The organism is Edaphobacter sp. 4G125, assembly GCF_014274685.1.
Lineage (GTDB): Bacteria > Acidobacteriota > Terriglobia > Terriglobales > Acidobacteriaceae > Edaphobacter.
The window spans coordinates 1,878,847-1,892,167 of the sequence record NZ_CP060393.1; the positions used below are offsets into that span (position 1 = coordinate 1,878,847).

Annotated in this window: 10 protein-coding genes; 5 read left to right on the top strand and 5 right to left on the bottom strand. The window is 56.6% G+C overall.

Going from position 1 to position 13,321, the window contains the following annotated elements; genetic code table 11:
* Window positions 1–91: 91 nt before the first annotated feature.
* Both H7846_RS07820 and ffh read right to left on the bottom strand, forming a co-directional pair.
* Window positions 92–724: a DUF4145 domain-containing protein gene (locus H7846_RS07820; RefSeq protein WP_222597558.1), complete on the bottom strand. Its 633-nt coding sequence runs from the start codon at window positions 722–724 to the stop codon at window positions 92–94.
* Window positions 725–735: 11 nt separating this feature from the next.
* Complete coding sequence (gene ffh / locus H7846_RS07825; RefSeq protein ID WP_186695902.1) at window positions 736–2,121, bottom strand: signal recognition particle protein; 1,386 nt, start codon at window positions 2,119–2,121, stop codon at window positions 736–738.
* 149 nt (window positions 2,122–2,270) lie between these two features.
* Between ffh and H7846_RS07830 the strand changes: the two genes are divergently transcribed.
* Together H7846_RS07830 and H7846_RS07835 are read left to right on the top strand one after the other, a co-directional pair.
* Window positions 2,271–3,203 carry a site-specific tyrosine recombinase gene (locus tag H7846_RS07830; protein WP_186695903.1) on the top strand — a complete coding sequence of 311 codons (933 nt, stop codon included), beginning with the start codon at window positions 2,271–2,273 and terminating at the stop codon, window positions 3,201–3,203.
* A 3-nt stretch (window positions 3,204–3,206) separates the two neighbouring features.
* Window positions 3,207–4,187, top strand: coding sequence for a tyrosine-type recombinase/integrase (locus H7846_RS07835; RefSeq protein ID WP_186695904.1), 981 nt, complete (start codon window positions 3,207–3,209; stop codon window positions 4,185–4,187).
* On the opposite strand, the gene H7846_RS07840 is transcribed toward H7846_RS07835, so the two are convergent.
* Entirely contained in the window at window positions 4,111–5,340 is a 1,230-nt protein-coding gene (locus tag H7846_RS07840; protein WP_186695905.1) for a two-component system sensor histidine kinase NtrB, read from the bottom strand. The genes H7846_RS07835 and H7846_RS07840 overlap by 77 nt on opposite strands.
* 319 nt (window positions 5,341–5,659) lie before the next feature.
* A complete protein-coding gene (locus H7846_RS07845; RefSeq protein ID WP_186695906.1) occupies window positions 5,660–5,986 on the bottom strand; it encodes a rhodanese-like domain-containing protein in 327 nt (108 codons plus the stop codon).
* Between the two features lie 201 nt (window positions 5,987–6,187).
* On the opposite strand from H7846_RS07845, the gene H7846_RS07850 reads away from it, so the two are divergent.
* The 3 genes from H7846_RS07850 to H7846_RS07860 are packed head-to-tail and all read left to right on the top strand — an operon-like array spanning window position 6,188 to window position 10,134.
* Window positions 6,188–7,636, top strand: a complete 1,449-nt coding sequence (locus H7846_RS07850; RefSeq protein WP_186696253.1) for a sigma-54-dependent transcriptional regulator — start codon at window positions 6,188–6,190, stop codon at window positions 7,634–7,636.
* 3 nt (window positions 7,637–7,639) lie between these two features.
* Window positions 7,640–9,565 carry a sensor histidine kinase gene (locus H7846_RS07855; RefSeq protein ID WP_186695907.1) on the top strand — a complete coding sequence of 642 codons (1,926 nt, stop codon included), beginning with the start codon at window positions 7,640–7,642 and terminating at the stop codon, window positions 9,563–9,565.
* A complete protein-coding gene (locus H7846_RS07860; protein ID WP_186695908.1) occupies window positions 9,565–10,134 on the top strand; it encodes a hypothetical protein in 570 nt (189 codons plus the stop codon). The genes H7846_RS07855 and H7846_RS07860 overlap by 1 nt, the downstream gene beginning before the upstream one ends.
* 62 nt (window positions 10,135–10,196) lie before the next feature.
* Here H7846_RS07860 and secA read toward each other — a convergent pair whose 3' ends face one another.
* Window positions 10,197–13,211, bottom strand: coding sequence for a preprotein translocase subunit SecA (gene secA, locus H7846_RS07865; protein WP_370561381.1), 3,015 nt, complete (start codon window positions 13,209–13,211; stop codon window positions 10,197–10,199).
* Window positions 13,212–13,321: the final 110 nt, after the last annotated feature.

Consider the following 13,321-nt stretch of genomic DNA (forward strand, 5'->3'; position numbering starts at 1 on the left):
CATTAGGGTCAAATCTAATCTCCGATGTGAGCGCTCTTGAGTAGATAACAATCGCTCATCGATCTTTGGACAGGTTCGCCGAGCTCCGCATTCAGTTAGTGGTTGATTCGTCTGAAGGATTTTTCTTGCGACGTTTCTGGAAACGCTGAAACTGATCTTGGTATGTGAACACATATTGGACAAGCGCTTCAGTGAAATCGAGCGTATCCTGACAGTCCTCTTTCGAAATTGTGCATTCGACACCATGCGCTGCTTCGTTACCGAGTGTTCTAAGCATTTCGGCCCATTCGAAGAGTCTGGCTTCGATAATTTGGTTGTCCTTCAGCTTTTTCAGGCTTTGGGATAGGTTCGGGGCTTTTATCCCATGTTCCGCACATAAACCTTCTAATGTTTTCCGGCACATGATGGCGCTGGCTGTGAAGGCCTTCGCCTTGAAACAAGCCACCGCCTCCTTGAAAGCTTTTTTAATCGAGTCCGGAACGTGCCATCCAAGCTGCCTGTCGCGAGGGGGAAATACTCTGGATGGAGGATCGTCATCGAATCCACGGCCATAATCGCATTGAACCGCAAGCATGGCTAGACGACATCTGGGACAGGATGCAAAAGTCCATTTCCCTGGAACGTCCTCTAAATTGCCTTCATCGTCGTATGTACCTCCATCATCATGCGTCGCGATGACTTTAGCGTCTACAAGCGCAGAGCAATGCTTACATTCGAGAATCACTCTCGTCTCCCTTATCTACCGAAGCGCTGCCGTCCTTGAAGCTGGCTCATCATTCTCTGCTGGGCCTTTATGCCGCCGCCTGAGCCCATGGTCTTGAAGACCTTTCGCATCTGGGCGTACTGGCGCAGGAGGTTGTTGACGTCCTGCACGCTGGTTCCGGAGCCGTGGGCGATGCGTTTGCGGCGGGAGCCGTTGATGATCTCGTGGTCGAGACGCTCACGCTTGGTCATGGAGTTGATGATGGATTCGACGCGGGTGAACTGGCCTTCGTCGACGTTGTCGATGGCCTGCGACATTCCGGCGAAGGGGCCGACGGAGGGCAGCATCTTAAGAATGGACTTCATGGAGCCCATCTTTTTGATCTGACGGAGCTGGTCGCGGAAGTCCTCGAGGGTGAAGCCGTCGCCGGAGAGGGCCTTCTTGGCGAAGGCCTCGGCCTTGCCCTTGTCGAGTTTTTCTTCGGCGCGCTCGATGAGGGTGGCGATGTCACCGTGTCCCATGATGCGGGAGACGATGCGGTCGGGGTGGAAGGGCTCGAAGGCGTCGGGCTTTTCGCCGGTGCCGAGGAACTTGATGGGCTGGCCGGTGATGTGGCGGATGGAGAGGGCAGCGCCGCCGCGGGCGTCGCCGTCCATCTTGGTGAGGACGGCTCCGGTGATGGCGAGGCGATCGTTGAAGGCCTTTGCGGAGTTAACGGCGTCCTGGCCGGTCATGGCGTCGGCGACGAAGAGGATCTCGGAGGGGTTGAGCAGCTTTTTGAGCGCCGCCATCTCGTCCATGAGCTCGGCGTCGATGTGGTTGCGGCCGGCGGTGTCGACGATGAGCATGTCGCAGCCGAAGTTGGCGGCTTCGCGCTTGGCTTCTTTTGCGAGACGGAGGACGTCGTCGGAACCGGGCTTCGCGGACTCGACCTTGCCCTCGTAGAGATTGGCACTGATGGACTGAGCGACTAGGCGCAACTGCTCGCGCGCGGCGGGACGGTAGACGTCGACGGAGACAAGCATGGGGCGGTGTCCGGCCTTTTTGAGCCACTGGGCGAGCTTGCCGGAGGTGGTCGTCTTACCGGAGCCCTGCAGGCCTGCCATGAGGATGACGGAGGGGGGCTGCGAGGATTTCTGGAAGCGGGCGGTGTCCTTGCCGAGGAGATTGACGAGCTCGTCGTTGACGATCTTGACGATCTGTTCGGTGGGTGAGAGAGCGGTGGCGACCTGAGAACCGAGAGCGCGGGTGCGGATGTGCTCGATGAGCTGGTCGACGACGGCAAGGTTCACGTCGGATTCGAGCAGGGCGATGCGGATCTCGCGCAGGGCGTCGGAGATGTTCTCTTCGGTAAGGGTGCCCTGGCCGCGGAGGTTCTTAAAGGATCGCTGGAGTTTTTCAGAGAGATTCTCAAACATGACTGCTTCAAGTTTAGCAAGCCGAACGGGTTGGCGAGTGAATGGGGTCTCCTGTGGAAGAGAGGGTGTGTTGTCCGGTTCGTACCGAGGTGGATACCGGGTGCATTGTGCGACGGTTGGCGAGGGGCGTGCGCGGAGATAATGAAGCCATGCAAGGACAACCTCAGGTGCCCGGAAACGTGCAGATTGTACGGGAGTACATGGTGTATCTGCGCGTGGAGAAGGGCATGCGACCCGCGACTTGTGATGCCTATCGGCGTGATCTGGAGCAGTTTGCTGAGCATGTCGAGGGGAGCAACGGGCTCCTGGTAACGGCGCGGCAGGAAGATGTCTCGGGATTTATGGAGGGGTTGCGCAGGAACGGCGTTGAGTCACGTTCGATTGCGCGCAAGCTGAGCGCGCTGCGAGGGTTCTATCGCTGGCTGTTGATGGACAAGAAGATTACGCACGATCCGACAGTGAATGTGGAGACTCCGTCGAGCTGGAAGATACTGCCGAAGAGTCTTGCGGAAAATGAAGTCACGGAGATGCTGGAGCGGACCGGCGTAGCGGCCAGGGTTCCGGATGCCGATGGGTTGGCGCTACGAGATCACGCAATTCTGGAGCTGCTGTATGCCGGGGGATTGCGGGTGAGCGAGATCTGCTCATTGCACGTAGAAGATTTGCAGCTGGATGCAGGTCGAGCTCTGGTTCGAGGCAAGGGAGATAAGGAAAGGATTGTTCCGCTGGGGCGGTCGGCGGTGGAGTCTCTGGAACGATATCTGAAGCTGGGGCGCTCGGAGCTTGAAGGCGTGACAAGACAGCGTTCGTTGTTTCTGAGTGTTCGCGGCAGGCCGCTGACTCGGCAGTGGGTGTGGGAGATGGTGCGGTCGACGAACCATCATGCGAGCCCGCACAAGCTGCGGCATAGCTGTGCGACGCATATGGTGGAGCATGGCGCGGACCTGCGCAGTGTCCAGACATTGTTGGGACATGCGGATATTGCAACAACGCAGGTGTACACGCATGTCGCTCTGGGGCGATTGAAGCAAGTGCATCGAATGCATCATCCGCGGGGAAGAAAGATCGCGTCTGGGGAATAGCTTATGGAACAGGCTACGAAAGAAAGCGAGTTTCATGAGCTGGCAGAACGATTTCTGGCGATGCTCTCGAATGAGCGTGGAGCTTCGGAACATACGGTGCGGGCGTATGCACGTGAGATCCGCAACTTCGCAGCTTATCTAGGAGAGACATTTGGACAGGAAGGTCGCATTGGAAGGGTCGAGCATACGCATATCCGGTCGTACCTGGGAGTACTGTACGAGCGGGGACTGACGAAGGCGAGTGCAGCTCGAGCGTTGGCTGCGGTGCGGAGCTGGTTCAAGTGGCTTGCGAAGGAGAAGCTGGTGGAACAGAATCCAGCGTTGCTGGTGAGCACGCCGAAGTTGCCGAAGCATCTTCCACGGGTTCCGACTGCCGAAGAAGTCAATCGCGTCCTCAATTCGCTGGAAGGAGCAAAGCAGAACGAGAAACAGATGGAAGGTGAGCCAATTGCATGGCCGGAGCGCGAACGCGTCATCTTCGAACTGCTGTACGGATGCGGGATTCGCAACTCAGAGCTTGTGGGGTTGAATTTAGACAGCGTGAAGTGGGGAGATGAGGCGATCCTGGTGCGCGGTAAGGGGCGCAAGGAGAGGCTGGTTCCCCTGGGAGATGAGGCTGCGATTGCGTTGCGCGCGTATCTGCCCATTCGGGCAGAAAGACTGAAGGCTGCGGGCAAAGGTGTTCTGCAACATGAAGGTCCGCTGCTGATCAATGTACGGATGCGCGGCGATTGCCGACTGACGACGCGTAGCGTGGGACGAATCGTAAAGGCAATTGCATTGAGCAGAGGTCTCGCAGCGGATGTGCATCCTCATACGCTGAGACATGCGTTTGGGACGCACATGTTGGAGGAGGGCGCGGACCTGCGGGCGATTCAGGAGATGCTGGGACACGAGAGGCTGTCAACTACGCAGCGTTATACGCAGTTGACGGTGGGGCAGGTTCAGCGAGTGTACGACGAGACGCATCCACGCGCGAAGTAGAGCCGCTCTCTTCGATAGGTAGAGAGAGTTGGCGCGAGCCTGGTTCTGCCGCCTCGCTGGAAGGGGCTTCGCTGATCCGAGGCAGAAAGATGGAAAATACTGTCCCCTTGCGTTCAGCAGCCTGGCTGCTGCGGACGCTGATGTAGCCTTTGTGACGGGCGATGATCTGGCTGCTGACCCATAGCCCGAGGCCGGTCCCAGTTGAGCCCTTGGTGGTGTAAAAGGGCTCAAAAAGTTGACGCAGGGTGGCGTCGCTCATACCCGATCCCGAGTCAGCGATGCTGATTCGGACGCCCGGTGACCCTGTCCGCGCATCGAAAGCTGGATGAATGCGTACCCGAAGATGGCCACCGTTGGGCATGGCATCCAGTGCGTTTGCTACCAGGTTGACAAGGACTTGCCGCAGCTCGCCCTGATTCAGAAACATCGAGGGTATGGGAGCATATTCCTTCTGGACGAAGATATTGCATGTTGTTAATCGGCCCAGATGAAGAGAGAGCGCGCTGTCAGCGATCTCGGAAAGCGACGTCGTAGCAGCAGACCCACGATTGTTGCGGAAGAAACCGAGGGTCTCGGCGGCAATATGGGAGACGCGCGAGAGCTCATGTTGAGCCAGTGCCAGGTAGCCATGGGCTTCTTCAGAGAGCACCTCCTGCGACATGAGATAGAGCAGGTTGGTAATGGCTTCGAGCGGGTTATTGATTTCGTGTGCGATGCTGGCGGCCATGCGACCGGCGAGTGCCAGCTTGTCGGCGTTGCGGAGGGCTTCTTCGGCGCGGCGGATCGAGGTAATGTCTCGAGAGACCTTCGATGCTCCAATCAGCTCTCCTGCAGAGTTGCGGATCGGAGAGACGGTCATAGAGACAATGACGTCGCTGCCATCTTTGTGGCGGCGGATTGTCTCATAGTGGTCTACGGTCTCTCCCCGCCGAACCATCTTGAGGACGCGCTCTGCGTCTTCCTTGGAGTCCTCGGGGGCAAGTTCTGAAGTGTGGTGGCCCAGTATCTCGGCTTCGGTGTATCCGAAGGTTCGTTCGGCGCCTTTGTTCCAGCTGGTAATGACTCCATCCAGGTTACTGCTGAGGATGGCGTCGTCGGAGGAGTCCACAATGGCTGCGAGCAATGCGAGACTTCGGTCAATTTCCTGTCTCATCGCCGTTCCGTATCTGGAAACAGAAAAAGATGGATCCAAGTCACCTGCGAGCTGCCAAAGAGGTTCATCGAAGGTAACAGTTTTATCCAGGTGTGGACTTTGCTCTCTTTTTTTTTCTGCATCCCTCTTCGAACCAAGACGCCAACGTTCCCAATCCATACAGGCCCCCAGCGGAAGGCGGCATAGCCATCGTGTTTTTTTGGCATTTCGCCGCTTCTTTTAGGTAGGTAGGATGCGGAAACCGGGAAAAAAGGATGGCGAAAAGGAAAAAGAGAGAGGAAGAAAATGCCGTAGTACGTGAAATTTTTCTCGCTAGTACCTAGTATCTGGAGACGCGAGGATCGATTGCCCGTGCCCAGTGGTCGATTCCGCCAGAAAGAGATTGCACATGCTCAAATCCCTGATCACGAAGCCACATCGTGACAGAGAGGGAGCGCATGCCGTGATGACAGAGGACGACGATCGGTTGATCTGGATCCAGTTCCTGGTGCGCGCGGGAAGAGACTTCTCCCATGGGCATCAGGAGCGAGCCCGGAAGACTTGCAATGTTGAACTCCCAGGGTTCGCGAACGTCCAGCAGAAGGGGTGGTGCATTTTGCTGGATCTTCTGTACCAAGTCTTCGGCGCTGATTTCGGGTTCAAGCACAGAGCAAGGATATCAGTATCTTGAAGAGAGCACCTAAGGTTGAACGTTAATAAGCTAAGGCTCTTCAGTGGCTTAGAGTTTCGTGACAGTTTTCGGGTTGGAGGGAGTTGCCAAGGAATACTTTTTCAAGAGGTACACTTAAGGATTCAGAGGCATCCAAGCAGATATCTATCTGACAACTCTGGTTAAGGAAAGCAGGAAATTTTGGAACGAGTTTTGATCGTCGAAGACGAAATCCATGCACGCACCGGTTTGACTGAGTTGATTGGGAGCTGGGGGTATAGGACGGAAGGCGCTGCCGATGGTGTGGAAGGCCTGGAGAAGGCGATCTCGTGGAAGCCGGCGATCGTGGTGACCGATTTGAAGATGCCGCGCATGGATGGGATGGGATTGTTGGATCGTCTTGCGGAGCTTCCGGACCACATTGCTGTCGTGATGATGACAGCCCAGGGCTCGATTGAGTCGGCTGTGGAAGCGATGCGGAAAGGGGCGTACGACTATGTCCCTAAACCGGTGGACCCGATGCGGCTTCGCGTTATTCTGGAGAATGCCAGTCGGCAACATCTGGACTTTGACCTGCATGAGAAAATCGCGCCTATACATCACGATGACGATGTACTAGGACCGTTGGTAGGAAGATCTTCCAGTATGAAGGAGATTTTCTCGCTGGTCGAGAGAGTCGCGCCATCGAATGTCAGCGTATTGGTTACAGGGGAAAGCGGAACCGGGAAGGAATTGGTTGCTCGTGCCCTGCATGAGCTGAGCTCGCGACGGACCAAACCATTTATTGCGGTGAACTGCGCGGCGATTCCTGAAACACTGATCGAGAGCGAGATCTTCGGTCACGAGAAAGGCGCATTTACCGGTGCCCTTGAACGAAGGGCTGGATGCTTCGAGTTGGCCGAGGGGGGGACCCTGCTGCTGGATGAGATTGGCGAGATGCCCGCAGCGACCCAAGCCAAGCTATTGCGCGTGCTGGAGGATCGCAAACTGCGGAGACTCGGAAGCAAGACGGAGACGCCGGTGGATGTGCGGGTGGTTGCCGCAACCAATAAGGACCCGGAAGAGGCGGTGGCCGTAGGTGAGCTGCGAGGCGATCTTTACTACCGCCTGAATGTATTCAATATCCAGATGCCTCCGTTGCGAGAGCATGTTGAAGATATTGCCCTGATTGCGCAGAAGATGATCTCCGATATGAACGAGCGGCACAATTGCACCGTTACGGGGATTAAGGATGCTTTACTGAAACGGCTTACGGTTTATTCCTGGCCTGGTAACGTGCGTGAGCTGCGCAATACGATCGAACGCGCAACAATTCTGGCAGGCTCGGGGATGCTGGGACTTGAGCATCTGCCGCCAAACTTTGGGGAGCCTGGTTTTGCTCCTGGAATGGGTAAAGCAGGTCGTTCGATGGAAGGAGCGTCGGATTCTGCACGGCCCAGTGAGATCGAGCGCTATCTCGAAGACCAGAATACGGTTCGAGTTGAGGTGGGAACGACGGTCGATGAGGCTGAACGTCAACTGATTCTGAAAACGCTGGTGGCGACCCACAACAATAAGACCAAGGCTGCGGAGATTCTGGGGATCAGCTCCAAGACATTGCAGAACAAGCTCAAAGAATACTCGAATCAATCTGCTGTGGTGGATTAAGCAATGCGTCTGAAGACGAAGCTGGTGGTGTCGGCTACTGGACTGACGTTTGCGATCGTTGCAGTGCTGTCGATTCTGTTTGTCGGAGAGTTGTTGCGACAGAGAATCGAACAGACGGCAGCGGCCAACGATGTGCTCGCCAGCCAGGTGACATTGATGACGAGGCAGGCGATTGAGACGGGCCTGCGGGCTAATCCTCCTTCGGACCTGAGCGATGAGGCGCTATCTGCAGCGGTTACAGATGCATTGCGCAACTACCAGCCGCTAACGGATGTAATGAACGCCATCATTCGCTATTCGCCTACAGTGCAGGATGTCAGCGTTACGGATGCCCAGGGCATCACCATCGTCAGTACAGATCCGGGGGAGGTCGGGCAGTCTCTAGAACATCGGAACAGCCTGGGAAGCATTCAGAACGGCAGCATTGCGTATCAGCGCAAGCAGGTCTTCGGGAGACCTCAGGTCTTCGACACAATGCAACCGCTGGATCGGAATGGAAAACCCTTTCTCGTGATCCATGTCGGAGTGCGATCGACGTTTCTTCGAAACTCCTATGAACCATGGTTGAGAGCGGCTGGGCTGTTCGCGCTTCTGGCTGCGTTGGCTGCCATGCTTGCCTCTGCTGTGCTGGCAAATGCCGCGTTGCAGCCCATTGAGCAGATCAGCCGACAACTGGAAAAACTAACCTCGCAATCGGGTGAGGCGGCGGCGGGATCGAATCAGGACGGAAGCGATACGGTGGTGCGGGTGTCGCAGACGATCTCGCGGCTGGGGGAGCAGATGCGCTCGCAGGAGGCAGGGTACACGGCACTGCAAGCGAATCTGAACCAGATGCTGGATGCCTTGCGGGATGGTGTGCTGTTGTTCAATGCAGACGGCCGAGCGATGATGGTCTCGGATGCGGTGGCATATTTTCTGAACCAGCCCCAGGACGATCTGATTGGCGAACGCGTAGAGGAGATCTTTGCGCCCGGTACGGCTCTGGGCTCTGCGGTGCACTCTGCTTTTGCGGAGGGAGAATCGGTAAGCGCTGAGAGTGTCACCCTGGAAGATGGACGGCAGGTACAGCTTTCCATCGACCGGTTCGATGATGGTCTGGGAGGAGGCAGTCTGGGAACGCTGGTGACGCTGCGGGACCTGGAATCTGTGCTGCAACTGGGACAGGAGTTGGAGATATCGCGTCGACTGGCTGCGATTGGCCGCCTCACCGCGGGCGTGGGGCACGAAGTTAAGAACCCAATCAACGCAATGGTTGTGCATCTGGAGCTGTTACGCAGCAAGTTGGCGATTGCGGGGCCGGATGCGTTTGGAGGAGCGCAGCGGCATGTAGACATTCTTGCAGGCGAAATGCAGAGGCTCGATCGCGTAGTGCAGACGCTTGCCGACTTCTCTCGTCCTATGGAGATGAAGTTGCGTGACCATGATATGCGTCAGGTAGTCAATGCAGTCATTGAGCTGACGGCAGCGGAGATGCATGAAAATGGCATACAGGTGGAGGTAGATGCTCCTGCCAAGCCTTTGATGGTTCGGATCGATTCAGAACTGGTTCGACAGGCACTGTTGAATCTATTTCTGAATGGGATGCAGGCGATGGCGCAGGGAGGAAGACTACGCATTCGGCTTTATCGAGATCACCTATTTGCTGTGGTAGAGGTAATGGATGAAGGAACGGGTATCCCTGCGGAGATTCTTCCGCGTATCTTTGAACTGTACTTCACAACGAAGACAAGAGGGAGTGGAATCGGGTTGGCGATGACCTATCGCATCCTGCAGATGCATGGCGGAGCCTTGGATGTGAGATCGAATGCTGATCCCCAGGCTCAGGATCGTGGAACGACATTTACAGTTCGGTTGCCGATTGCTGTGGTGGAAACGAGAAAGGCCGTTGCGGCTGAAGCCAGTCGCCGGGTGATAGGAGAGCACGTTTGATGTTGGATAGGAAGGTTGTGGTGACGAGATCCGCGATGCAATCTCTGGGGCTGGCCTGTGTGCTTGTCTTTGGAGTGAGCGGCTGCCGCCACAAACCAGTCGTGCCCCCTTTGCCTCCGATCACACAGCCTGTCGATTTGGTTGAAGTTCCGCGCCAGGAACCACCTCCCATGATTCAGCCTCCACACATCACCTTGCCTCCGGTGCCCGTGGCCTCTGGCGCTCATCCCCATCGCGAACGCAGACGAAGAACGGCGACGGCGAATGCATCGACCCCTGAGACAGAGCCATCCTCGACCAGCTCTCCCGAGACTGCCGCAATTGGTTCTCTTTCCTTGGGGGGAGTTGCGAATCCGCATGCGCAGCAGGAGGCCGCCGACTTGATTACTTCGATTGAAAAGCGGCTAAATGGTTTATCTGCTCAGAAAGCTGAAGGAGAAAAGCAGCAAGTGAGTCGCATCAGAAATTTTGAGAAGCAGGCCCAGGATGCGCTGAACTCAGGGGATGTCGAAGGAGCCAAGACGCTGGCGACCAAGGCGCGGCTGCTGTTGGACGATTTAGAGAAATAATTTTTTGCAAAAGAAGAAGGGCTGACCGTATCAGGTCAGCCCTTCTTCTTTTCTTTATGAGACTAAGCTTCTGCCCCGTGGCATTTCTTGAACTTCTTACCAGAACCGCATGGGCATGGATCGTTGCGACCAACCTTTGCTCCTGTGACTCGTGGGGAATTGCCGTTGGTTGCGGTAGCCGTTCCCACGGCGCGGGCCTGATCCAGCTCGCGCTGCTTTTTCTGTTGGAACTCACGCTCCAGCGCATCGATGGTGGTGGAAGGAGCACGCGTAGGAATAGGAACCGGGGCGTGTTGTGGTGGAGCGGCTTCTTCAGCTGGAGGAGTATTTCCCAGGGCAGAGCCTGGGGGCATGAATCCTCCGAAGCCTGGAGGAAGCTGGTCGACGCTCTCGATGGGAGTACCATCCGGGCCGATGATCTGCATCCGGTAGAGGTGACGCAGCGTATCTTCCTGGAAGCGCAACATCATGCTCTCGAACATTTCAAAGGATTCCTTCTTGTAGGCCACCAGAGGATCCTGCTGAGCATAACCGCGTAGGCCGATACCTTCCTTCAGGTGATCCATCTGGAGAAGGTGGTCCTTCCATAGACCGTCGAGCACGCTCAGCATTACGACGCGTTCGTGATAACGCATTGCCTGCTGACCCAGGATGCGCTCCTTGATCTCGTAGCGCTCCTGCAACTTGGTAAAGATGGCCTCACCCAACTCATGGTGGCTCAGATTCGAAACATCGATCTCGTTCTCAAGATGCACGCCGAATTGATCGTAAAGCTGCGAGAACAGGGCTTCGACCTTCCACTCATCCGGGTGGACCTTCTCTGGAGCGTTTTCGTCGAGCAGGTTGGAGAGAATCGTGGAGAGATAGTCGTCCGTGATGAGCTGTTTCTGGTCGACGCCTCCCATAAGCTGTTTCCGCAGGCCATAGACGGCCTCACGCTGCTTGTTCATCACGTCGTCGTACTCAAGGACGTGTTTACGGGATTCAAAGTTCTGGGTTTCGACGGCCTTCTGCGCGGCTTCGATGCGACGGGAGATCATGCCGCTCTCGATGGGGACGCCCTCTTCCATGCCGAGCTTCTGCAGCAGGGTCGAGACCCACTCGCGCGCGAAGATGCGCATCAGATCGTCTTCGAGTGAGAGATAGAAGCGCGAACCGCCGGGATCGCCCTGGCGTCCTGCGCGTCCGCGAAGCTGGTTATCGACGCGTCGACTCTCGTGGCGTTCGGTACCGATGATGTGTAGACCACCAGCGGCGATGACGGCCTCATGTTCCTTCTGGGCGGCGCTTGAGTGCGCAGCGACAGCGGCTTCCCATGCCTCCTGTGTTGCCTCGAACTCCTGCCCCTGGTAGTAGAAGCGGAACATGCCTGGCCCTGCCACGGGAGAGATGGTTCCCTCGGCAGCAGAGACAGCACGCGCCTGGGCTTTGCGGACGAGGTCCTGACGGGCGATGAAGTCTGCATTGCCGCCGAGAAGGATGTCGGTTCCGCGACCCGCCATGTTAGTGGCAATCGTAACCATGCCAAGGCGGCCCGCCTGAGCGACGATCTCGGCTTCCTTCTCATGGAATTTGGCGTTCAAAACAACGTGGCGCACGCCTTTGCGCTTGAGAATTTCGGATAACAACTCCGATTTCTCAATGCTTGTGGTTCCCACCAGGACAGGCTGACGCTTCTCGTGAAGCTGGGCGATTTCGTCGGCTACGGCGAAGTACTTCTCCTTCGCGGTGCGATAGACGACGTCCGGATATTCGATACGTAGCATCGGCCGGTTGGTCGGGATCACGACGATGTCGAGCTTATAGATATTGTCGAACTCAGCGGCCTCGGTTTCAGCGGTACCGGTCATGCCGGAGAGCTTTTTGTACAGGCGGAAGTAGTTCTGGAAGGTGATAGTGGCCAGCGTCTGATCTTCCTTGCGGATCGTAACGCCTTCCTTGGCTTCGATGGCCTGGTGCAGACCATCGGACCAGCGGCGCCCGGGCATCAGACGGCCGGTGAACTCATCGACGATGATGACCTCGCCCTCTTTGACCACGTACTCAACGTCTCTCTTGTAGAGAGCGTGGGCCTTGATGGCGGTTTCGACGTGATGCTTCAGGTCCCAGTTTTCCGGATCGGCGATGTTCCCGATGTCGAGCAGCTTTTCGATCTTCTCCCAGCCCTCGTCAGTAACGGTGATGGCGCGAGCCTTTTCATCGATGACGAAGTCTCCGGTCCAGGTTTTCGTCTCCAGCTTTTCGATCAGTTCGCCTTCTTCGAGCTGGGGGATAATGACGTTCACACGAACGTACTTGTCGGTGGTCTGGTCGGTGGGGCCCGAGATGATTAGCGGTGTCCGAGCCTCGTCGATGAGAATGGAGTCGACTTCGTCGACGATGCAGTAGTAGTGACCGCGCTGCACCTGATCGGCCAGCTCGAACTTCATGTTGTCGCGCAAGTAATCGAAGCCGAACTCGTTATTGGTTCCGTAAGTGATGTCGGCAGCATAGGCCTCACGGCGCTGCTGGTCGTCGAGGTCGTGCACGATCACACCGACAGAAAGCCCCAGGAAGCCATAGATCTTGCCCATCCATTCGGCGTCGCGCTTGGCCAGGTAGTCGTTAACAGTGACGACATGGACGCCGTGGCCAGCCAGCGCATTTAGATAGCAGGGAAGCGTGGCGACCAGGGTCTTACCTTCACCGGTCCGCATCTCGGAGATTTTGCCGGAGTGTAGGACCGTTCCGCCAATTAACTGCACGTCGAAGTGGCGCATCTGCACCACGCGGCGGCCGGCCTCGCGAACAACGGCGAAGGCTTCCGGAAGGATCGCGTCCAGCGCGTCCTTTTCTGCAGCATGGCGCTCGTCTGCATCTTCGATTCCTGCGGTAGCGTCGGCGATCCGTTTCCGAAATTCTGCCGTTTTGTTGCGAAGCTCTTCATCGCTGAGGGCCTGCAGGGCCGGTTCCAGTGAGTTGATCTGGGCCACAAGGGGCAGCAGGCGCTTGACTGCGCGATCGTTACTGGTTCCAAAGACTTTCTTTATGACTGAGTTAAACAAGCCTGTGTCCTTTATGCCGTCTGTAGACGGCATATCTCCTGTCGCCTGTCAGCGACATTTCCAGTGTAAATGTTTCGGAGAAGAGCCGCTCAGATGTCTGCAAATGGATAAGTGATTCATAGCAGGATAGAAACGCCAAACCC